This is a genomic window from Streptomyces sp. NPDC048415, assembly GCF_040651675.1.
In the GTDB taxonomy this organism is placed as follows: domain Bacteria; phylum Actinomycetota; class Actinomycetes; order Streptomycetales; family Streptomycetaceae; genus Streptomyces.
This window is the reverse complement of record NZ_JBEZKJ010000027.1, coordinates 48,568-69,883: the sequence shown is the minus strand read 5'-3', so window position 1 is coordinate 69,883 and position 21,316 is coordinate 48,568. Positions and strand designations below refer to the sequence as shown.

The following is a 21,316-nucleotide window of genomic DNA, read 5'->3' as shown; positions in this document are numbered from 1 at the left end:
GGGCACCCCTTCGGGGAGTCAGTGGGTCCGGATAGGCTTGCAGGATGACGCGAGCCGAGCAGCCAACGGCCCACAATCCGGCCCCCGACGAAGCCCTGGTCGCGGATTCCCGCGAGCGCGCCGTCCGCGCGCTGCTGCACCAACCGCAGTTGAAGCGGTTGTGGAGCGCACACCTCGTGGGAGGTGTCGCGGACGCGCTGGCCCTCCTTGTCCTAGTCGTCCTCGCCCTCCAGGCGGCGATCTCCGAGGGCTCCTTCGGTGGCGGCTACCGCGGCGTGGCCCTCGCCGTGGCGGCCGTCTTCGGGGCACGCGTTCTCGCGACGCTGCTCTTCGGAGCCGTACTCCTCGGGCCACTCACGTCGCTGACGTCCCAGGAGGGACCGCTCGACCGGCGCTGGACCATGGTCGGAGCGGATGCCCTGCGGGCCGCTCTCCTCATCGTCGCGCCGCTGTGGATCGACTGGATGCCGGACGACGCGCTCGCCGTCCTCCTCGTCACGGCCTTCGTGGTCGGTGTCGCCGAGCGGTTCTGGACGGTGTGCCGGGAGAGCGCGGCGCCCGCGCTGCTGCCCGTGCCGCCGCCGGAGGGCGCCACGGTGCGCCCGCTGCCGGACCACCTGGACGCGCTGCGACGCCTCTCCCTGCGTACGGCGTTCATGGCGGTGCCGCTCGCGGCCGCCACCCTTGTCGTCGTCTCGCTCGTCAACAACCTGCTGGGCGCCGGGATCGGCTGGTTCGACCAGCACCAGGCGGCGCTCGCCTCGTACGTCGCGGCCGGACTGTTCGCTGCCTCGCTGTCGGTGCTGACGTTCCTCGAACTGCCCGACGCGCGCACCCCGCGCGCGCGTTCGCCTCTCGAGGGGCTGCGCCGCCCGAAGACGGGCACCGCCGTCGACAAAGGACGTACCGGCGCGATTCCGCTGCTGGTGCTGGCCTGCGCCGCGGTCGCCGGGGCGATCGCGGCCGCCGTCGCCGTCTGCGTGCTGCACGCCAAGGACCTGGGCGGCGGACCGGTGACGTACGGGCTGCTGGTGCTGGCGCTGACCGGGGGGGTCGTCATCGGCATCCGCACGGCCTCCTCCGTGTTGCCGTCACTGTCGCGGCGCAGGCTGCTCTCGCTCGCGATCGCCTTCACCGGCATAGCGCTGCTGGCCGCCGGGCTCGTCCCGGACGTCACCACGGTGCTGCTGATCGTGGCTTTCGCGGGCATCGGCGCTGGCATCGCCGCGAACACCGGACACGCGCTGCTCGACCAGGAGGCCGAGGACTACCGCCGCGCGCGGACGACCGAACACCTGCACGCGGTCGTACGGGTCTTCGTGGCACTCGGCGCGATCGTGGCACCCCTGGTGGCCGCCGGGATCGGCCCGCACCGCCTGGAGAACGGCAAGTTCGTGTTCGCGCACGGCGGCGCCGCTTTCACGCTGATGCTGGTCGGCGCGCTGCTGCTGCCCGTCGCCGCGGTGGTGCTCGCCAAGGTCGACGACCGCTCCGGAGTGCCGCTGCGGCACGATCTGCTGGACGCGCTGCGCGGCGGCGACGACCCGGCGCAGCTGCCCGCCGCGCACGGCTTCTTCATCGCGCTGGAGGGCGGCGACGGGGCCGGCAAGTCCACCCAGGCGGAGGCGCTCGCCGAGTGGATCCGGGCCAAGGGCCATGAGGTCGTCGTGACCCGGGAGCCGGGCGCCACGCCGGTCGGCAAGCGGCTGCGGTCGATCCTGTTGGACGTGTCGTCGGCGGGCCTCTCGCACCGCGCCGAGGCCCTGCTGTACGCCGCCGACCGCGCCGAGCACGTCGACACGGTGGTGCGGCCCGCGCTGGAGCGGGGAGCCGTCGTCATCTCCGACCGCTACATCGACTCCTCCGTGGCCTACCAGGGCGCGGGACGTGACCTGTCCCCGACCGAGATCGCCCGCATCAACCGATGGGCGACGGACGGGCTGGTACCGCATCTGACGGTTCTGCTGGACGTGTCGCCGGAGGCGGCCCGCGAGCGGTTCACGGAGGCCCCGGACCGGCTGGAGTCGGAGCCCGTCGAGTTCCACACGCGCGTACGGTCCGGTTTCCTGACGCTCGCCGCCGCCGACCCGGGGCGCTACCTGGTCGTCGACGCCGCGCAGGAGCCCGAGGCGGTCACCACGGTCATCCGGCACCGCCTCGACGTGATGCTGCCCCTCTCCGAGGCCGAGGTGAAGGCCCAGGAGGAGGCCCGCAAGGCGGCCGAGGAGGAGGCCCGGCGCAAGGCCGAGGAAGAGGCCGCGCGCAAGGCCGAGGAGGAGCGGCTGGAGCGTGAGCGCCAGGAGCAGCTCGCCCGGCTGCGCGCCGAGGAGGAGGAGCGCAAGCGGCGCGAGCTGGAGGAGGCCCAGCGGCGCGAGGCCGAGCGCCAGGCGGAGGAGGCCCGGCAGCGCGCCGAGGACGCCCGCCGCCGCGCCGAGGAGGAGCGGGTCCGTCAGCTGGCCGAGGAGCAGGCCCGCGCCGCCGAGCAGGAGCGTCTGCGCAAGCAGGCCGAGGAGGAGGCGCGGCTGCGGGCCGAGGCGGAGGAGCGCCGCCTGGAGAAGCAGCGGAAGGCCGAGGAGGCGCTGCTGCGGGCCGAGGATGCCCGGCGGGTGGCGGAGGCGGCTGCCGCGGCGGCTTCGGTGCAGGCGTCGTCTGCCGGTGCCGGTGCGTCTGCGGCTCCGGGTGTTTCCGTGCCCGACAACGAGACGACGGTTCCCACGCCGGTCGTGACGCCGTCGAACGCGTCCGGTGGGCCGGTGGACGAGACGGCGGTGCTGCCGCCGGTGCGGCCCGGTGAGGGCCGCTCCGGGGCCCGTCGGGATGTCGAGGCCCGTCGTGATGTCGAGGAGACGGCCAAGCTGCCGAAGCCGCCTGTGCCCGAGGGCGCGGCGGACGAGACGGCGGTGCTGCCGCCCGTGACTCCGGGGGCCGCGGACGAGACGGCGGTACTGCCTCCGGTACGGGACCGGGGGGCGGGTGCGTCCGCTGACGCTGGTGGTGCCCCGGATCGGGTGCCGCCGGGGTTCTTCCGCGATGAGCGCCCGGCGCCGGGGTCCGACGACTCCGTGGACCGTACGCGCGAGCTGCCCCAGGTCGACGAAGCGGGCACCCCGCGCCGTCGGCCCCGCTCCGACTGGGCGGAGGAGACTCCGCTCGACGACCTGCCGACCCTGGCGGACGAACTGCTGGGCTCGCGTGAGGACGACGACTGGGACGAGGGGCGGGACGGGCGCCGCCGCTGAGTTTCCGGCGGTCGGGGCTGCGCGCGCCGACCGCCATCGGCGTGAAGGCGGTGCCGCCGTGCGCGCCGGCCCGCTCATCGCGGGCGCCCGGAGCCGATTGTCAGTGGCGACCCGCACAATGGACGCAGCAAGGCAAAGTGCGACGAAAGGGCGGTGCCTCATGCCCGTGTGGGACGACCTGGTGGGCCAGGAGAAGGTGAGCGAGCAGCTCGCCGCCGCTGCCCGGGACGCCGACGCCCTCGTCACGGCGGTCGCCGCGGGCACCCCGCTCCCCGAGGCGTCCAAGATGACGCACGCCTGGCTGTTCACGGGCCCGCCCGGCTCGGGCCGTTCCACCGCGGCGCGGGCGTTCGCGGCGGCGCTCCAGTGCGTGAGCCCCGACCGCGTGCTGGGCGGAGTCCCCGGCTGCGGCTTCTGCGACGGCTGTCATACGAGCCTGGTGGGCACCCACGCCGACGTGCAGATCGTCCGCACCGATCTCCTCTCCATCGGTGTGAAGGAGACCCGGGAGCTGGTCCGCCGCGCCCAGCTGTCGCCCGCCACCGGCCGCTGGCAGGTCATCGTCCTGGAGGACGCGGACCGACTCACGGAGGGCGCGGGCAACGTCCTGCTCAAGGCCGTCGAGGAACCCGCCCCCCGCACCGTCTGGCTTCTGTGCGCCCCCTCCATCGAGGACGTCCTGCCCACCATCCGTTCCCGCTGCCGCCTGCTCACCCTGCGTACCCCGCCGGTGGACGCGGTCGCCGACATCCTCGTACGCCGTGACGGGATCGAACCCGACGTCGCCGCGGTCGCCGCGCGCGCGACGCAGGGCCACATCGGGCGCGCCCGCCGCCTCGCCACGGACCCGCGCGCCCGTGAGCGCCGGGCCGCCGTCCTCAAGCTGCCGCTGCGGATCGACGACATCGGCGGCTGCCTCAAGGCGGCCCAAGAGCTGATCGACACCGCTTCGGAGGACGCCAAGCAGCTCGCCGAGGAAGTCGACGTGAAGGAGACCGAGGACCTGAAGGCCGCCCTCGGCGCGACCCAGGGCGGCCGGATGCCTCGCGGCACCGCGGGTGTCATGAAGGAGCTCGAGGACCGGCAGAAACGCCGAAGAACGCGTACGCAGCGCGACAGCCTGGACTTGGCGCTCATCGACCTGACCGGGTTCTACCGCGATGTCCTCGCCCTCCAGCTCGGCTCCCGCGTGGCCCTCGCCAACACGGAGGCCGGGGACACCCTGGAGCGGCTGGCCCGCGCCGGCTCGCCGGAGTCGACCCTGCGCCGCATCGACGCGATCGCCGCATGCCGCGAGGCCCTCGACCGCAATGTGGCCCCGCTGCTCGCGGTGGAGGCGATGACGATGGCGCTGCGGTCGGGCTGACGCCGGCACGAGGGGATCGTGCCCCGCGAGTTGACCGAGTCACCCGTACGAGGCGCATCCGCGACTGAAGGTGATCAATCGATGGCGCAAGGTTACGCTCGCGAGATGTACATCAGGCGCACCCTTCGGCCGACCAGGCCCCTCCGTGCGAGCGGCCTGCTGCTGGCCGCCACCGCGCTGCTCATCTCCGCCTGCTCCTCGGGGAGTTCCACGACGACGCCGACGCCGGACGCGGCACTGGCCGCGCTGCCGCGCGCGACACCCACGGCGCTGTCGCCGTACTACGGGCAGAAGCTGAACTGGCGCACCTGCGGAGTACCGGGCTTCCAGTGCGCCACGATGAAGGCGCCGCTCGACTACGCGAAGCCGGCGTCGGGCGATATCCGGCTGGCGGTCGCGCGCAAGAAGGCCACGGGGCCGGGCAAGCGGCTCGGTTCGCTGCTGGTCAACCCGGGAGGGCCGGGCGGCTCGGCGGTCGGCTACCTGCAGTCGTTCGCAGGAATCGGCTACCCGGCGGAGGTCCGCGCCCGCTACGACATGGTCGCGGTCGACCCGCGCGGCGTGGCCCGCAGCGAGCCCGTCGAGTGCCTCACCGGCCCCCAGATGGACAGGTACACCCAGACGGACACGACTCCGGACGACAAGCGGGAGGAGGGGCAACTCGTCGACGCGTACAAGAAGTTCGCCGAGGGCTGCGGGCAGCGCTCGCCCGAGCTGCTCCGGCATGTCTCCACGGTGGAGGCGGCCCGCGACATGGACATCCTGCGGGCCGCGCTGGGCGACCGGAAGCTGACGTACGTCGGGGCGTCGTACGGAACGTTCCTCGGGGCGACCTACGCCGGCCTCTACCCGGACCGGGTGGGCCGCATGGTCCTGGACGGCGCGCTGGACCCCTCCCTCGACGCCCGCAAGCTGAACGAGCAGCAGACCGCGGGGTTCGAGACGGCATTCCAGTCGTTCGCGAAGGACTGCGTGCGCAAGAGTGACTGTCCGCTGGGCGGCGCGGGCACGAGCACGGAGCAGGTGGGCAAGAACCTGAAGGCGTTCTTCCAGCGGCTGGACAAGGCGCCCATCCCGGCGGGCGACGCGGACGGCCGCAAGTTGGGCGAGGCGCTCGCGACGACGGGGGTGATCGCGGCGATGTACGACCAGTCGACCTGGCCGCAGCTGCGCGAGGCGCTCACCTCGGCCATGGAGGACAAGGACGGCGCGGGTCTGCTCGCCCTCTCCGACAGCTACTACGAGCGGGACGCCGACGGCAGATACGCGAACCTGATGTACGCCAACGCCGCCGTGAACTGCCTCGACCTCCCTGCCGCCTTCTCCAGCCCCGAGCAGGTGGAGCAGGCGCTCCCGGCCTTCGAGAAGGCGTCCCCCGTCTTCGGCGACGACCTGGCCTGGGCCTCCCTGAACTGCGCGTACTGGCCCGTGAAGCCCACCGGAGAACCCCACCGGATCGCGGCGAAGGGCGCGGCCCCGATCGTCGTGGTCGGCACCACCCGCGACCCGGCGACCCCCTACCCCTGGGCCCAGTCCCTCGCCTCCCAGCTCTCCTCCGCGACCCTCCTCACCTACGTCGGCGACGGCCACACCGCCTACGGCCGCGGCAGCCGCTGCATCGACACCACGATCGACCGCTACCTCCTCCACGGCACCCCTCCAGCGAAGGGAAAGCGCTGCTCATAGCCCTGCCGCGCCCCCTGGCCTCGCACGCCCCGGGGCGCGTGCGGAGCACCCCCCCAAACTGTGTAGACTTACCGACGTTGCTGATCGCACCATAGTGCGGACAGCGCGCCGCCTTAGCTCAGATGGCCAGAGCAACGCACTCGTAATGCGTAGGTCTCGGGTTCGAATCCCGAAGGCGGCTCTGTGGAAGCCCCAGAACTCACTCGCCGTGATCTGGGGCTTTTGCTTTATCTGATGCGGCGTCGCCGTCGGGCACGGCCCGGGCGGCTGCCCTTGGTCTCAGTTCTGGTCTCAGTCGGGGTTCCGGCTGAGGGATGAAGGTGGCTCCCATGCGGCACATGGCGTCCTTCAAGAGGTGTGATCTCCCCTGTGATCTCCCCTTCACGTACGGGTATGTGAGGTGGAGGGGAGCGCGTCATCCGGGCGTACGCCGGGGCGTACGTAAAGGGGAATTCCGGTGAACGGCTAGCATCGCGGCACAGTTGTCGGCCGGGATGGGGTGGATGTCGTGTCACAGGCGGAGGAGGGGCCGCGGGTTGCCGTCGCTGTGGTGACCATGGGGAATCGGCCCGCCGAGGTCGACGCGCTGCTCGCCTCCGTGGCCAAGCAGGATGTCGCGCCCGCGCGGATCGTGATCGTGGGGAACGGTTGCCCGCTGCCCGAGTTCGGCGACCGCCTCGGGCTGCCCGGCGAGGTGACCACCATCGAGGTCGACGAGAACCTGGGGTGCCCCGGCGGGCGCAACGTCGCACTCCAGCGCCTGCGGGAGCTGGGTGACGTCGACGTCGTGGTCGAACTCGACGACGACGGGCTGCTGGTCGACGGGGATGTCCTGCGACGCGTACGGGACCTGTACGCCGGTGATCCGCGGCTCGGCATCGTCGGCTTCCGCATCGCCGACGAGAACGGCGAGACCCAGCGGCGGCATGTGCCGAGGGTCGGGGCCAAGGACCCGATGCGCGGCGGACCGGTCACCGGCTTCCTCGGCGGCGGGCACGCGCTGTCCATGCCCATGCTGGCCCAGATCGGTGACTGGCCCGCCGAGTTCTTCTTCGCGCACGAGGAGACCGACATGGCCTGGCGGGCCATCGACGCCGGGTGGACCGTGCTGTACGAGCCCGAGTTGCTGCTCCAGCATCCGAAGACCTCGCCGGCCCGGCACGCCATCTACTACCGGGTGACCGCCCGCAACCGGGTCTGGCTCACTCGCCGCCGCCTGCCCCTCGCGCTGATCCCGGTGCACCTGGGGATCTGGATGCTGCTGACCTTCGTACGGACTCGGTCCGTCGGCGGGCTGCGGGCCTGGTTCGGCGGTTTCGTGGAGGGGCTGCGGCAATCCGGCGGCGAGCGTCGGCCGATGCGGTGGCGCACGGTGTGGCGGCTCACCCGGCTCGGCCGGCCGCCGGTCATCTGACACCGGGCCCCGGGACAGACGAAGGCCCCGGTCGTTCACCTCCGACGACCAGGGCCTTTCGCGTTCCCGGATCCGGCCGCGGCGGCGTCGCTCCCCCGAGTTACGCGTCGTACGCGCGCACCGTCGGGCCAGATCCGATGGAATGATCACATCAGGCCACGCCAACGGATCGCTAACATGAGGCCAACGGTTCCTCGGTGAGCCACGAGTCGGTCGGCGGGAAGTCGCCGAAAGAAGGCGCGAAGTCGCCAGCGGCACGGCCCGAGCGGTCGCGCGGGAAGGCAGTGGGACGGGCGTGATGCGGGACGAGCCGCGGTTCGGGCTGCTGGGGCCGCCGGTCCTGTACGACGCCGACGGCGAGATCAGGTCGATCGGCAGCCGCAAATTGCGTGCCCTGCTGGCGGCGTTGCTCCTGGAACCCGGCCGGGTCGTCTCCGTCGACGTACTCAAGGACGCGCTGTGGGGCGGGGCGCCGCCCGCGTCCGCGCAGGCCTCCCTGCACAACCATGTGACGCGGTTGCGGCGCCTCCTCGACGATCCGGACCGGCTGCGCGCCGTACCGCCGGGGTACGTCCTGCGGGTCGCCGAGGGCGAGTTGGACGTCCGCGTCTTCGAGCACCATGCCTCGGTCGCACGTGCCGCGCATGCCGAGCGGGACGGAGAGCGGGCGCTGCGCGCGTGCGTGGCGGCGCTCGCGCTGTGGCGCGGCACCCCGCTGAGCGGACTGCCGCCCGAGATCGGCGGCCACGCCTTCGTCCAGCGCCTGGAGGAAGCGCGGCTCCTGGTTCTGGAATGGCGGTACGAGGCCGAGCTGCGCCTTGCCCCGACGTCCGCCCGACTCGACCGACTGGCCCCCGAGTTGGCCGCCCTGACCGCCGAGCACCCGCTCCGTGAGGCCTTCCACCGGCTGCTGATGCTCGTCCTGCACCGCACCGGGCGACAGGCCGAGGCCCTCGCCGTCCACCGCGACCTGCGGGCCCGCCTGGTGGAGGAACTCGGCGTCGAACCGGGCCCCGCGGTGCGTGAGGCGCATCTGGAGATCCTCCGCGAGTGGGACGCGCCGGGGGCGTCGGCAGCGACGGAGGCCGCCGAGGATGCCGGGCGGGAGCGGGCCGCCGCCGCCCCGGCTGAGTCGGCTCCGCCGCGACCGGCCCAACTGCCGCCGCCGCCCGCCTACTTCACTGGCCGCGGAGAACTGCGTGAGCAGCTGCGGCTGGTTCTGGACCCGGAGCGCCGGGGCGGCGAGCCCGCGGTGGTTGGGGGGAGGAGGACTGAGGGCGCGACGGTCGAGGGGGCGCCCGGTGCTGCGGTTGCTGACGGTATGCCCTACGTCGCCGCGGCCGAAGGCGTGCCCGGTGTGGCCGTGGCCGACGGGATGCCTGGTGTGGCCGTGGCCGACGGGATGCCTGGTGTGGCCGCGACCGACGGGATGCCTGGTGCCGCCCCGTCCGTAGACGTGCCCGGTGCTGCCCCGACCGTAGACGTGCCCGGAGCTGCCCCGCCCGCAGCCATGCCCGGAGCTGCCGCGACCGAAGGCGTGCCCGGAGCTGCCCCGCCCGCAGCCACGCCCGCTGTCCCCCCACCCGAAGACGTGCCCGTCGCCCCCGCGACTCTCTCCGCGACTGTCTCCGCGACCGACGGTATGCCCCGTGTCGTCGTGATCAGCGGTATGGCCGGGGTCGGCAAGAGCGCGCTCGCGCTGCACGTGGCGCATGGGCTGCGGGAACGTTTCCCCGATGGGCAGCTGTACGTCAACCTGCACGGCGCCACGCCCGGCATGACGCCGCTCGGCTCAGGGCAGGCGCTCGCCGCGCTGCTGCGCGACCTGGGCGCGGAGCCCCGCCGTATCCCCGAACACCCGGACGCGGCGGCGGCGTTGCTGCGCTCGATGCTCGCGCCCACCCGCACCCTCATGGTGCTCGACGACGCGGCGCACGCCGCGCAGGTGCGGCCGCTGCTGCCGGCGGGCGCGGGCTGCGCGGTGATCGTGACGAGCCGTTCGCCGCTCACCGCGCTGGACGGAGCGCACCGCTTCCCACTCGCGCCGCTGTCGGACGAGGACAGCGCGGCGCTGCTCCGCGCGGTCTCCGGCCGCAGGGACGGGCTCAACCGGGGACACCCACTCGTCGAACTCACCGGCCGACTGCCGCTCGCCCTCCGCGTCGTCGCGGCCCGCCTCGCCGCGCGCCGCGCACTCACCCCGGACGCCCTCGCCGGTCAACTGGCAGCCACCGAGGGCCGGTTGCACCACTTGGAGTACGACGACCTGAGTGTGCGCAGGTCCCTGGCCGTCGCGCACGACGCGCTGCGCGCCTCGGACCGCGAGGCCGACCGGGACGCGGCGCTCGCCCTGTGCCGCATCGGCGCGCTCGACCTCCCGGCCTACGGGGCACCCCTCCTCGCCCGCCTCACCGGCACTGACGAACGCCGCGCCGAGGCCGCCCTGGACCGCCTGGTCGACGTCGCCCTCCTGGAGGAAACGGCGTACGGCCGCTACGCCCCGCACGACCTCGTCCGACACTTCGCCCGGGAGATCGCGAGGGCGGCGGAGCGTGCCGCCGACCCGATGGAGGCAGCCGCCCCCGGCGGGGAGACCGCGGCCGTGGCCGAGCGGGCGTTGCGCTGGTATGCCGGAGTCGCGGCCCGGTCGCTCGAGGCGATTCTCGAGCCGGGACTCGACCGGGAGGACCGTAGCCGGCCGACGGCCTCGCAGCCGAAGCCGCACGCGGCGGACGTCGCGGCCACACCGCCGTTCCGCTCCGCGAAGGAGGCCTTCGCCTGGGGCGACCTGGAGCTGGAGAACGTGGTGGCCCTGGTGGAGCGGTACGCGGGGCTGTGCGCGTACGTCCCCGTCCTGGTGCGCCTGCTCAATCCGTACGTTCAACGCAGCGGCCGAGTAGCGGAGTTGGAGACTCTTCTGCAGGCCGCGCTGAGGGCGACACGACGGCTGGGCGACGAGGCGGCCGAGGCGTACGCGCTCGGCGACCTCGCGGGGCTGCACTTCATGACGGGCCGCGCGAGTGACGCCCTCGCCCTGAACGACGAGGCGCTCGCGATCTGGCGCAGGCTCGGCGTGCTGTCCTGGGTGCGGCGGGGTCTGAACAACCGGGGCATGCTCCTCGAAGGGCTCGGCCGCTACGCCGAGTCCAGCGAGGCCCTGCTGCAAAGCCTCGAATTCTCGCGCGAGTTGGGCGACCCGCAGATGGAGGCCATTACCTACAGCCACCTCGGCAACCTTTACGAGCACACGGACGCCCGGGCCGCCATCGACCACCACAAACGCAGCCTCGCGATCGGCGACAGGCTGGACGACGTCATCGTGCGGCACTCGGCGCACTGCAACATCGGCTATGCCCACCTCACCCTCGGCGAACCGGCCGCCGCCGTACCGCACTTCGAGGAGAGCCTGCGCATTCTCGGCAGCCACGGCGACTGGCACGGCGAGTCGCAGACCCGGCTCGGGCTGGTGCGCGCACTGCGCGGGGTGGGGGACGGGGAGCGGGCCGCGCGCGAGTGCGACCTGCTGCTGTGCCGCGCCGACCGCCGCGCCGACCGGTACAGCGGAGGGCTCGCCCGCCATCAGCGGGGCCTGCTGCTGCGGGCCCGGGGGGAGCCCGAAGCGGCGTACGAGCAGTGGGAACTGGCTCTCGAGGCGCTGGACGGAACGGACAGCCCGGTGGTGGGGGAGTTGAGAGAACTCCTGGCGCGCACGTAGGGCCTGTCCGGCGGATCATGCCGCAGACGGTGCTCGCCGCGCTCCGCCGCACCTGCGCCGCTCTCGCCGCCGGAGACGGGGAGGATGGCACGCCCTCCCCCCGCTCGGCTTCGCCCGCGCGAGGGGAACCCCCATCCGCGTTGTCGTCGGTTGTCGTCGGTTGTCGACGCCCTGCGTCGCCGCCCTTCCCCCGCCCTGCATCTGGACGCACCATCCCCCGCCCAGCAGCGCCGATCACGAACCCTTGCTTCCCTGCGACCTGATCCGCCGGACAGGCCCTAACCCCGCGCGTCGCGGCCCCGTGGGCGGCACCCTCGTGCCGTCACTTCGCGTCCGCGTAGCACTCGACCACCGCGGTCGTGAACGGAAAGCGGACCGGTGTCGCCCCGAACGTGAGCCGCCCCGCGAGATCGGCGGCCTCGCGGATCGCGTGTACGACCATGTCGGCCTCGTCGGCCGGGCAGTGCACGATCACCTCGTCGTGCTGGAAGAAGACCAGCTCGGCGGCGAGACCGGCGCAGGTGCGGCGGAGCGCGGCGAGCACCAGCAGGGCCCAGTCGGCGGCGCTGCCCTGGACGACGAAGTTCCGGGCGAACCGTCCCCGGGCACGGGAGTTGGAGGACGCGTACCCGGGGACCCAGCCCTGGTCGCCCCCGTCCTCGGCGGGGTCGTCCTGCGGGATGCCAGCTTCGTCCCCGCCGTCGCCCGAGGCACCGGCCGCGGGCGGACACGTACGCCCCAGCCAGGTCCGTACGAGCCGGCCCTCCTCGCCGGCTCGCGCCGCGTCGTCCACATATGCCACAGCTTTGGGGAAGCGGCGGCGCAACAGCGCCAGGTTCTTCAGCCCGTCACCGGACGTCTGCCCGTACACGGCCCCCAGCACCGCGAGCTTCGCCTGAGCGCGGTCGCCGGAGAAGGCCCGGTCCGACACCGCCTGGTACAGATCGCTCTCGCGACCGGCGACCTCCATCAGCCCGGGGTCGCGGGAGATCGCCGCGAGCACCCGGGGCTCCATCTGGTCGGCATCGGCGACGACCAGCCGCCATCCCGGATCGGCGACCACGGCACGCCGGATCACCTTCGGGATCTGCAGAGCCCCGCCACCATTGGTCACCCACCGCCCGGTGACGGTCCCGCCCGGCAGGTATTCGGGCCTGAACCGCCCGTCCCGCACCCAGTCCTGCAGCCAGGACCACCCATGGGCGACCCAGATCCGGTACAGCTTCTTGTACTCGATCAGTGGCTTCACGGCCGGATGGTCGATCGACTCGATCTCCCACCGCCGAGTGGACTTGACCTTGATCCCGGCCTGCGCGAACGCCTTGATGACGTCGGCGGGCAGATCGGGTCGGACCCGTCTCCCGAAGGCGGCCGAGATCTCATCCGTGAGCTCGGCCAGGCGCCGGGGCTCGCCCCCGCCCGCATACCGCTCGCCGAGCAGTTCGTGCAGTACCCCGCGGTGGACGTCGGCGCTCCACGGCAGCCCCGCCTCGTTCATCTCGGCGGCCACCAGCATCCCCGCCGACTCGGCCGCCGTCAGCAGCCGCATCCGCTCCGGGTGCGCGGTGGCGTCATGGCGGCGCTGCTGGTCCCCGTACACCTCCAAAAGATCGCGCAGCGGTACGCGAACGGGGCGCGGCTCGAAGAGGGAGGACTGCGAACCGGGCTCGGCTGAGCGCTGCGGCGGATCCGGCGGTACGGGGCCGCCGCGCAGCCTCGCCAGCGCGGCGGCCGCCGACCGGGGCTCGCCGAGCCGCCCCTCGTGCCCGAGCAGCAGCGTCTCGGCGGCCTCCATGTCGTAACACCGCTCTACGCGCACCCCCGCGGCGAGCAGACGCGGATAGACGTCGGCCGTGGACCGCCACACCCACCGACTCACCTCGGGCCTCGACCGCACCGCCTTCACGAGGTCAGGCTCTCGACGGACCGGGCCCGAGGGCAGCCCGCCGGGACCGAGGAGGGCGACCTCCGCGCCGCCGTACTCGGCCGGCGCGAGAGCCCAGCGCTCGGTCATGATTCCGAGTCTCGCAGGGAGGTCTGACAATGGCGCCGCCGCGATCAGCCGACGCTCTCCTCGCCCGCTTCCTCCCGCGCCCTCGCGATCTCCGCGACCGCGCGCGCGATGTGCTCCTCGGCCGCCGCCTTGTGGACGCCGGCGCGGCTCAGCACGCCATGGCCGTTCTCGAACTCCAGGACGGCCAGGAGGATGTGCTCGGTGCCGACGTGGTTGTGGCCGAGGCGGAGGGCCTCACGGAAGGTGAGTTCCAGGGTCTTCTTGGCGGCGGGGCCGTACGGGACGAGTTCGGGGACCTCGTCGGCGGCCGGCGGGAGCGCCGCGATGGCCGCCTCGCGTACGGCGTCCAGGGACACGCCCTGCGCGGTGATCACCTGCGCGCCGAGGGCGTCGGGCTCGGTAAGGAGGCCGAGCACGAGGTGTTCGGGGAGGCCCTCGGTGCCGCCGGCCGCCTTGACGGCGTGGTGCGAGGCCATGACCACCTTGCGGGCCCGCTCGGTGTAGCGGCCGAAGCCCTGGCTGGGATCGAGGTCGGACTCCGCCTTCGGCACGAAGCGCTTCTGGGCGGCCTGCCTGGTGACCCCCATGCTCTTGCCGATGTCCGTCCAGGACGCGCCCGAACGCCGCGCCTGATCCACGAAGTGCCCGATCAGGTGATCCGCCACGTCGCCCAGGTGGTCCGCCGCGATCACCGCCCCCTGGAGCTGGTCGAGCGCGTCCGTGTGGACCTTCTTGATGGCCTCGATGAGGTCGTCGAGGCGTACGGATGCCATGCCCTGCGGGTTCGTCATACGTCAACCGTAGGTTGACACCAGACCCCCGTCAACCCGAAGTTGACAGACGTCGACCAATTCCCCCCGCCAACCCACTCCAGCCCGTCCGATGCCGCTCCGCACCACTTCCCAAGCGCTCCGCACCGGATGGCTGAGAAGTAGGCCTTGGGAGGCTTCCCTCCCCGGCGGACTCCGGACTCCCGACTCCTTACTCCGGACTGGCTGTTGCACGCTTCACCGCCACGCACCCGCAGCCGCCCCCCGGCGGAAGGGGCCGTGTCGGTACATCGAATGCCCGCATCCGGACGGATCCACAAGGAACGGCTCCCCGGTATCCCACAGTCGATCCGTTCGGATGCGGGCGGATGTACCGGCGCGGCCCCGACCCCCCACCGGCCCGGAGGCGACCCCCGTCACGCCACGTCACGCCCGCCGCCACCCGCGACTTCCTGGCCCCCGACGGCCCCATCACCGGCGATGAACACCCCGGCGGCGAAGCCCCCGTCCAAGGCGGGGCGTCCGCGGGGCAGGCCCGGCCATACCCCGGCGACGCCCATGACACGATCGACGCATGAGCAGCGGTACACCCGGCCCCGGCAGCGGAACCAGCCCCGGCCCCGGCACCGTAGAGCGCGCCTTCGAGGCCGCCCTCTACGCCGAAACCGACACGGCCCTCGACGCGGGTGCCTCGCTGCTCGCCGCCGACCCCGCATCCGATGCCGAACTCACCCACCGCGGCGAGGAGTTCATCGCAGCGGCCTGGCGGCGCGGCTGGCAGCCGGCCGACGTCGTACGGATCGTGCGGCGCGAGCTGGACGACGTACACGTAAGCCTGGTGGCGACGCTGATCCTGAGCGAGAACCGCGAGAACCGCGAGAGCCGCGAGCCGCGCGCCCCGCGCTGGGCGGCCCAGCTCGAGGACCTGGCTGCCGAGCCCGGGACAACCCCCCGAACCGACCGCTTCTCGTACGCCACCGCCGCACTGAAGCTGTACCGACTGCTCCTCCGCCTCCCCACCATCGAGCCGCTGGAGGCACCACCGACGCCGTCCGCCGCCACCGCCCCCCAGCACTCCCGGATGCTCACCCGCATCCGCGCCCTGCTCGCGAAGGCAGAGGCGACCGGGTTCCCGGAGGAGGCGGAGGCGCTGAGCGCCAAGGCGCAGGAGCTGATGGCGCGGCACAGTATCGACGAGGCGCTGCTCGCGGCGCGCACCCACGCGAAGGACGCGCCCGGCGCCTGCCGCATCGGCGTCGAGCCGCCGTACGAGCAGGCCAAGGCGGTCCTCCTGGACGCGGTGGCGGGCGCGAACCGCTGCCGGGCGGTGTGGAACGAGGCGTTCGCCTTCTCGACGGTCGTCGGCTTCGAACCCGATCTGGAGGCGGTCGAACTCCTCTACACCTCGCTGCTCGTGCAGGCCACGACCGCGATGACCAAGGCGGAAGCGGCCCAACGGGCGGGCGGCCGCAGACGTACGAAGACCTTCCGGCAGTCCTTCCTCGCCGCGTACGCGCACCGGATAGGCGACCGGCTGGCGTTCGCCGCCGAGGGCCAGGTGATGGCGACGGAGGGGGAGTTGCTGCCGGTGCTGGCGGCCCGCGACGTGGCGGTCGCGGACCACATGGACCGGATGTTCCCGCAGACGGTGACCACCCGTCTGCGCGGGGTCAGTGACGCGGCCGGCTGGCAGGAGGGCGCCGCGGCGGCGGACCGTGCGCGGGTCGAGGGCCGACGCCCGATCCCCTGAGCCCCGGGAGGACTCAGTCGCCCGCCATCTGGAAGGAACTCACCGAGGCGTTCAGCACGTCCGCCGTCTGCCGGGCGACATTGCCGTACGTCCACTTCCAGCCCTTCGTGTCGGGGCGTCCGGGCAGGCTGATCCGCATGGTCTTGACGGCGGCGCCCTTGGCGCCGGTCTCGCCCCGTACGTACGTGACCGTGAAGGTGGCCGACTCGTCCTTCTTCAGCGTCAGCTTCTGCGCCTTCGCGCCCTTCTCCGGAGTGAGGGTCCAGGAGCTGCCGCCGGCCTGCAGCTCGATGCCGGGGAAGCCGTCCAACGTGCACGTGCGGGAGTTGACGTTGGTGAGGGTGACCGGAACGTTGCCGGTGTCGCCTGCGGCCGGAGCGGCGTTCGCGGGGCCGACGTGGATGCCCACCTGAGTGATGTGGCAAGCGCTGCTCGTGGCGGTCTTGTGGGTGGTGCCACCGCCACCGCCGCCGTCCCCGCAGGCGGTCAGGGCGAGGGCGGCGGTGAGTGCGCCGGTGAAGGCGGCGACGACGGGAAGGGCGCGCATGGGGATCCTCTGGGGGTCGGGCCTTGGTGGCATGACGATGCTCATGGATCATCACGCAACCGGGGGACGAGCCGTTGCGCACCCCCCGGGTGATCCCGCCCGTCAGGAGCCAAGGTCACCGGCGGGCCGCGGAACCCGGAGGGATTCCGCCGGTCGCCAGTGACCGGAGAACCGATCATCGGTCGCCAGTGACCGGAGAACCGATCACCGGCCGCCAGTGACCGGAGACCGATCGTCGGCCGCCAGTGACCGGAGAACCGATCAGGACCCCAGACTCGACGTCGGCAACCCCGTCGGCAGCTGCCCGCCCTCGGTCTTCGTGTAGATCTCCTGCCCGAAGCCCGCCCACTTGATCCGCAGGGAGGTGGAGTCGACGTGGGAGACCGTGCCGGTGGCGCGGTCCTTGTTCCCGTTCGTGCACGTGAGGTGGATCGTCCGCACGCCCGCCTCCTCACCGGCGGTACCGCTGCACACGGTGCCCCCCGTGGCGAAGAGCCCGGCCTGCTTGCCGGTGATCACCAGGGCCACGGCCTTGCCGTCCGTGGTGGCCAGCCAGCTGCCGTCCAGCTTGCCCGAGGGGGACGGGCTGCCCCCCGTGTCACCGCCCGTGCCGCCCGTCGCGGTCGCCGACGCGCTGGGGCTCGCGGACTGGTCGCCGGAGCCGCCGTCGTCGCTGCTGCTGCAACCGGTCAGCGCGAGCGCCGCCGCCAGACCCACGGCAGCGGCCGCGATACGCGCCTGGCGGGACGGGAAGGTCGCCGAAGTCACTGAAAGCCCCCAAGGATGGTGATGATGTCGGGGTCGCCTGAACGACCGCAGCAAGCTACCAGGAGGACTTGCGCATCCCGGGCAGGAATCCGGCGTGCGCTTGCTCACGCAGATTCACCCGGGAGAGGCCGAAGGTACGGAGATAACCGCGCGGGCGCCCGTCCACGCTGTCCCGGTTGCGTACCCGGGTGGCGCTGGCGTCGCGCGGCTGCCTGCGCAGTTCGGCCTGGGCGGCGAGCCGTTCGGCCTCGCTCGACGACGGCCTGCGGATGATCTCCTTCAGCTCGGCCCGCCGGGCGGCGTACCGCGCGACGGTCTCCTGGCGCTTCTCGTTCTTCGCGATCTTGCTCTTCTTCGCCATCAGACCTTCACTCCTCGCGCACGGATCCGCGCCACGGCGGCCTCGACGCCGATCGTGTCGACCGTCTTGATGCCCTTCGCGCTCAGCCGCAGCCGTACGTGACGGCCCTCGCCCGGGAGCCAGTAGCGCTTGCGCTGGACGTTCGGGTCGAAGCGGCGGGACGTACGCCGGTGCGAGTGCGAGATGGAGTTTCCGAAGCCCGGTTGGGCGCCGGTCAGCATGCAGTGGGCGGACAAGGGTGACGCACCTCTCTCGATCCACAGTTGGTAATGGGATTCATTTTCAGTAACATACCAGCATGGCACGCAACGAACTCCGGCCGGTCATCAAGCTCCGGTCCACGGCCGGGACCGGCTACACGTACGTCACCCGCAAGAACCGCCGCAACGACCCGGACCGGATGACCCTGCGCAAGTACGACCCGGTCGCGGGCCGCCACGTCGACTTCCGAGAGGAGCGCTGACCGCCATGCGCGAGGGAATCCACCCGGCGTACGGCCCGGTCGTCTTCCGGGACCGCGCCGCGAACCATGCCTTCCTCACCCGCTCGACCATGACCAGCGACAAGAGGATCGAGTGGGAGGACGGCCACACCTACCCGGTCGTCGACATCGAAATCTCGAACGTCAGTCACCCCTTCCACACGGGCAACGCGCGCGTCCTGGACACGGCCGGGCGCGTGGAGCGCTTCGAGCGCCGGTACGGAAAGCGGAGCTGACCGTGCCCGACCTCTCCGTCGCGATCGTCGGCGGACTGCACGCCGACGCCCGTAGGGCGGCCGTCGAGCACCTGCTCACGGCCGTCCCGGGCAGCGTCGCGCTCCACCACGACCTGGCGACGGTCCATCGAGACCCGCCGACGGCCCCCCACCCGCCGACGGCCCCCCACCCGCCGACGGCCCCCCACCACCCGGCGACCGCCGCCTACGGCACGGTCGTCCGCACGATCCGCGACCGCACCGGCATCCTGTCCGCCGGCGAGACCCCTCTGGTCAACGACTGCGCGTGCTGCGCCCTGCGCGAGGACCTGGTGCCGGAACTGCGACGCCTGGCGGACGCGGGACTCACCCGGCTCGCGGTGGTCGAACTGTGGGATTCCGTCGAGCCCAAGGCCATGGCCGAGGTCGTGGCGGCGAGCGGCCTGACACTGACCGGCGTCATCACCGCCGTCGACCCGGCGCTGCTGCTCCCGTACCTCGGCAATGGCGACGACCTCACCGACGGAGGCCTCGCCGCCGCCGCCACCGACCAGCGTACGGTCGCCGACACCTTCGCCCGCCAGCTGGAGTACGCCCCCGTCCTCGCCGTGGCCGACTCGGCTGAGGCAGACGACGAGGACCGCGCCCTGCTCGCCCAGCTGCACCCAACGGCCCGTCAAGTCCCCATCGACTGTCCAGGTTTGGCACGCTCGCCGCTGGCCGAAGCCGCGCTCGCCGGGTTCGACGTGGAAGCTGCCGCCGCTGCCCAGCACCCGGCCTGCGCGCTGTTGCCGGCCGAGGCCGACGCGCACGGCGTCTCCACCCTCGTATGGCACCGGCGCCGTCCGTTCCACCCGGAGCGGCTGTACGCGGCGCTGGAGGACCTGACCTGCGCCGCCGCGCGCAGCCGTGGGCGGTTCTGGCTCGCCGACCGGCCGGACACGCTGCTGCACTGGGACGCGGCCGGGGGAGCGCTGTGTGTGGAGAACGCGGGCCCCTGGCTCGCCTCGCTACCGGACGCGGCGTGGGAGATGGTCCCGCCGGTGCGCCGCGCCGCCGCGGCGCTCGACTGGCACCCCGAGCACGGCGACTGCTGTCAGCACCTAGTCTTCACCTCGCCCGGGCTCGACCGCGAGGGGCTCGAACTGCTCCTGGAGGCATGCCTGTTGACCGACACCGAGTACGCCGCAGGGCGCGCCGCCTGGGAGCTGCTCCCGCCCGCCTTCGACACCCTTCTGGACGCCTGATGCCTCGCAAGACCGACCGCAAGCCGGTCACCTCCCGCCCCAATCCGCTGGATCGCGACGGGATCATGTACATCGACTACAAGGACACCGACCTGCTGCGGAAGTTCACCTCCGACCGGGGCAAGATCCGTAGCCGTCGGGTGACGCGGGTGACGGCTCAGCAGCAGCGGATGCTGTCGCGCGCGATCAAGAACGCGCGGGAGATGGCGCTGCTGCCGTACTCCAGTCGCTGAACATCGGCAGCAGCTGAGCGCCGCCGACCGCTGAGAAACTCCTGATAGGTAGGAGTTTCCCTACGCTTGACTCGTAGGGAAGCTCCTACCTATTGTCTTACGCATGAACATCACCCACGCCTCCTTCGTCACCCTCCCCGTCGCCGACCAGGACCGCGCCCTGCGTTTCTACGCGGACGTCCTCGGCTTCGAGGTCACCGCCGACCTGGACATGCCGCCCGGGCGCTGGCTCCAGGTCGCGCCCAAGGGGGCGCAGACCGTCTTCACGCTCTCGGGTCCGGGCATGGGCGGTTTCGTGCCGGGAGAGAGTCGGGGGATCATGTTGGTCACGACCGATGTCGACGCCGACTGTGCGCGGCTCGCGGCCGCGGGTGTCGCGGTGGAAGGCCCCGACGACCTTCCATGGGGCCGCATGGCCTCGTTCCGCGACCCGGACGGCAACGGTCTGATGCTGATCACGGAAAAGGCCGCGGAAAAGACCACGGAATGACCATGGAAAAGACCGAGACGGCCACGGAGACGGCCACGAAGACGGCCACGGAAATGACCACGAAGACGGCCACGGAATGACCACGGAGAAGGAAGGCTTCTGAGCGCGCCATGACTGCTACCGGGACCGGGACCGGCACCGGGGCTCGCGAGGACCAGATCTTCGCCGCGCTCGCCAACGCCACCCGCCGCGAAGTGCTGCGGCTGCTGCGCGAGCAGGGGCCCCAGCCCGTCCAGGCCCTGGCCGACCACTTCGCCATGCGACGGCCCAGCCTCTCGGAACATCTCCGGGTATTGCGGGACGCCGGGCTCGTCTCCGAGGAGCGTGCCGGGCGACAGCGCATCTACCGCCTGGAGGCCGCCCCGCTCGCCGACGTCCAGGACTGGCTCCATCCGTATGAGCGGTTCTGGCGCGACAGGCTCAAGGGCCTCGGCGATCTCCTGGACCGCATGCCCGACGATGCCGAGACATGAACTCCGTTCCAGAGGATGACCTGACCACCCTCCGCGTCGATCAGTTCCTCCCGCACCCGCCCGCCAAGGTCTGGCGCGCCCTCACCGAGCCCGAGTTGCTCGCCCAGTGGCAGATGCCGGGCTCGGAGGACTTCCGGCTCGAAGTCGGCCACCGGTATCTGCTGACGTCCGTGCCCCGCCCCAACTCGAACTTCTCCGGCACCGTTGAGGTGCGCGTTCTCGCCTACGAGGCGGAACGGATGCTGCGCGTCCGGTGGGCCGACGCCGATCCCGGCCGTCCTGCGGACTGGACCATTACGTGGACGTTGGAACACGAGGGCCGCGGTACGCGTCTGTTCCTAGTACACGAGGGATTCGATCCGGACGATCCCGCACAGATGATGGCGCGGAAGATCATGGACGGGGGCTGGAGGTCGCATGTTCTGCGATCTCTGGGGCAGGCGCTGGACCGGCTGTAGACCGACTGCGGCCCGTTGAGCAGCAGGCCGTAGTCAGGTGAGGGACAGCCGGTAGTCAAACGCAGGTAAAAGCTGTAACCGCAGGACCA

Annotated in this window: 19 protein-coding genes and 1 tRNA gene; 14 read left to right on the top strand and 6 right to left on the bottom strand. The window is 72.3% G+C overall.

Going from position 1 to position 21,316, the window contains the following annotated elements; all coding sequences use genetic code 11:
* Window positions 1–44 precede the first annotated feature (44 nt).
* From tmk to AB0D27_RS19815, 6 genes are all read left to right on the top strand, one after another.
* Window positions 45–3,239, top strand: coding sequence for a dTMP kinase (gene tmk / locus AB0D27_RS19840; RefSeq protein ID WP_362510098.1), 3,195 nt, complete (start codon window positions 45–47; stop codon window positions 3,237–3,239).
* Between the two features lie 160 nt (window positions 3,240–3,399).
* Window positions 3,400–4,605: a DNA polymerase III subunit delta' gene (locus tag AB0D27_RS19835; RefSeq protein ID WP_362510095.1), complete on the top strand. Its 1,206-nt coding sequence runs from the start codon at window positions 3,400–3,402 to the stop codon at window positions 4,603–4,605.
* Between the two features lie 105 nt (window positions 4,606–4,710).
* On the top strand, window positions 4,711–6,291 hold the full coding sequence (locus tag AB0D27_RS19830) for an alpha/beta hydrolase (RefSeq protein ID WP_362510092.1): 1,581 nt from the start codon (window positions 4,711–4,713) through the stop codon (window positions 6,289–6,291).
* Between the two features lie 107 nt (window positions 6,292–6,398).
* Window positions 6,399–6,472, top strand: a tRNA-Thr gene (locus AB0D27_RS19825).
* Window positions 6,473–6,799: 327 nt separating this feature from the next.
* Window positions 6,800–7,705, top strand: a complete 906-nt coding sequence (locus tag AB0D27_RS19820; protein WP_362510089.1) for a glycosyltransferase — start codon at window positions 6,800–6,802, stop codon at window positions 7,703–7,705.
* A gap of 298 nt (window positions 7,706–8,003) precedes the next feature.
* Entirely contained in the window at window positions 8,004–11,420 is a 3,417-nt protein-coding gene (locus AB0D27_RS19815; RefSeq protein ID WP_362510086.1) for a BTAD domain-containing putative transcriptional regulator, read from the top strand.
* Between the two features lie 322 nt (window positions 11,421–11,742).
* On the opposite strand, the gene AB0D27_RS19810 is transcribed toward AB0D27_RS19815, so the two are convergent.
* Window positions 11,743–13,434 carry a bifunctional 3'-5' exonuclease/DNA polymerase gene (locus AB0D27_RS19810; RefSeq protein WP_362510083.1) on the bottom strand — a complete coding sequence of 564 codons (1,692 nt, stop codon included), beginning with the start codon at window positions 13,432–13,434 and terminating at the stop codon, window positions 11,743–11,745.
* Window positions 13,435–13,478: 44 nt separating this feature from the next.
* The gene (locus tag AB0D27_RS19805; RefSeq protein ID WP_362510081.1) at window positions 13,479–14,225 is read right to left on the bottom strand and encodes a Clp protease N-terminal domain-containing protein; all 747 of its coding nucleotides are present in this window, start codon (window positions 14,223–14,225) and stop codon (window positions 13,479–13,481) included.
* 553 nt (window positions 14,226–14,778) lie between these two features.
* On the opposite strand from AB0D27_RS19805, the gene AB0D27_RS19800 reads away from it, so the two are divergent.
* A complete protein-coding gene (locus tag AB0D27_RS19800; RefSeq protein WP_362510079.1) occupies window positions 14,779–15,954 on the top strand; it encodes a DUF2786 domain-containing protein in 1,176 nt (391 codons plus the stop codon).
* Between the two features lie 13 nt (window positions 15,955–15,967).
* On the opposite strand, the gene AB0D27_RS19795 is transcribed toward AB0D27_RS19800, so the two are convergent.
* The 4 genes from AB0D27_RS19795 to rpmB form a co-directional block, all read right to left on the bottom strand.
* Window positions 15,968–16,501, bottom strand: coding sequence for a DUF4232 domain-containing protein (locus AB0D27_RS19795; protein WP_362510077.1), 534 nt, complete (start codon window positions 16,499–16,501; stop codon window positions 15,968–15,970).
* Between the two features lie 261 nt (window positions 16,502–16,762).
* Window positions 16,763–17,269 carry a hypothetical protein gene (locus AB0D27_RS19790; protein WP_362510075.1) on the bottom strand — a complete coding sequence of 169 codons (507 nt, stop codon included), beginning with the start codon at window positions 17,267–17,269 and terminating at the stop codon, window positions 16,763–16,765.
* A gap of 55 nt (window positions 17,270–17,324) precedes the next feature.
* Complete coding sequence (rpsN, locus tag AB0D27_RS19785; RefSeq protein ID WP_362510072.1) at window positions 17,325–17,630, bottom strand: 30S ribosomal protein S14; 306 nt, start codon at window positions 17,628–17,630, stop codon at window positions 17,325–17,327.
* Entirely contained in the window at window positions 17,630–17,866 is a 237-nt protein-coding gene (gene rpmB, locus AB0D27_RS19780; protein WP_362510069.1) for a 50S ribosomal protein L28, read from the bottom strand. The genes rpsN and rpmB overlap by 1 nt, the downstream gene beginning before the upstream one ends.
* A gap of 62 nt (window positions 17,867–17,928) precedes the next feature.
* Here rpmB and rpmG point away from each other — a divergent pair, with 62 nt between their 5' ends.
* The 7 genes from rpmG to AB0D27_RS19745 all read left to right on the top strand — a co-directional run bounded on the left by rpmG (window position 17,929) and on the right by AB0D27_RS19745 (window position 21,227).
* Entirely contained in the window at window positions 17,929–18,093 is a 165-nt protein-coding gene (gene rpmG, locus AB0D27_RS19775) for a 50S ribosomal protein L33 (RefSeq protein WP_030573688.1), read from the top strand.
* Window positions 18,094–18,098: 5 nt separating this feature from the next.
* On the top strand, window positions 18,099–18,347 hold the full coding sequence (locus AB0D27_RS19770) for a type B 50S ribosomal protein L31 (protein ID WP_362510066.1): 249 nt from the start codon (window positions 18,099–18,101) through the stop codon (window positions 18,345–18,347).
* Between the two features lie 2 nt (window positions 18,348–18,349).
* A complete protein-coding gene (locus tag AB0D27_RS19765; protein WP_362510063.1) occupies window positions 18,350–19,573 on the top strand; it encodes a GTP-binding protein in 1,224 nt (407 codons plus the stop codon).
* Window positions 19,573–19,806 (top strand): 30S ribosomal protein S18, encoded by a 234-nt coding sequence (rpsR, locus tag AB0D27_RS19760; protein ID WP_362510060.1) that lies wholly within the window; start codon window positions 19,573–19,575, stop codon window positions 19,804–19,806. Before AB0D27_RS19765 ends, rpsR begins: the two co-directional genes overlap by 1 nt.
* Window positions 19,807–19,909: 103 nt before the next feature.
* Window positions 19,910–20,296: a VOC family protein gene (locus AB0D27_RS19755; RefSeq protein WP_362510057.1), complete on the top strand. Its 387-nt coding sequence runs from the start codon at window positions 19,910–19,912 to the stop codon at window positions 20,294–20,296.
* 110 nt (window positions 20,297–20,406) lie between these two features.
* Window positions 20,407–20,769: a metalloregulator ArsR/SmtB family transcription factor gene (locus AB0D27_RS19750; RefSeq protein ID WP_362510054.1), complete on the top strand. Its 363-nt coding sequence runs from the start codon at window positions 20,407–20,409 to the stop codon at window positions 20,767–20,769.
* Window positions 20,766–21,227, top strand: a complete 462-nt coding sequence (locus tag AB0D27_RS19745) for an SRPBCC domain-containing protein (RefSeq protein WP_362510051.1) — start codon at window positions 20,766–20,768, stop codon at window positions 21,225–21,227. The genes AB0D27_RS19750 and AB0D27_RS19745 overlap by 4 nt, the downstream gene beginning before the upstream one ends.
* Window positions 21,228–21,316 lie beyond the last annotated feature (89 nt).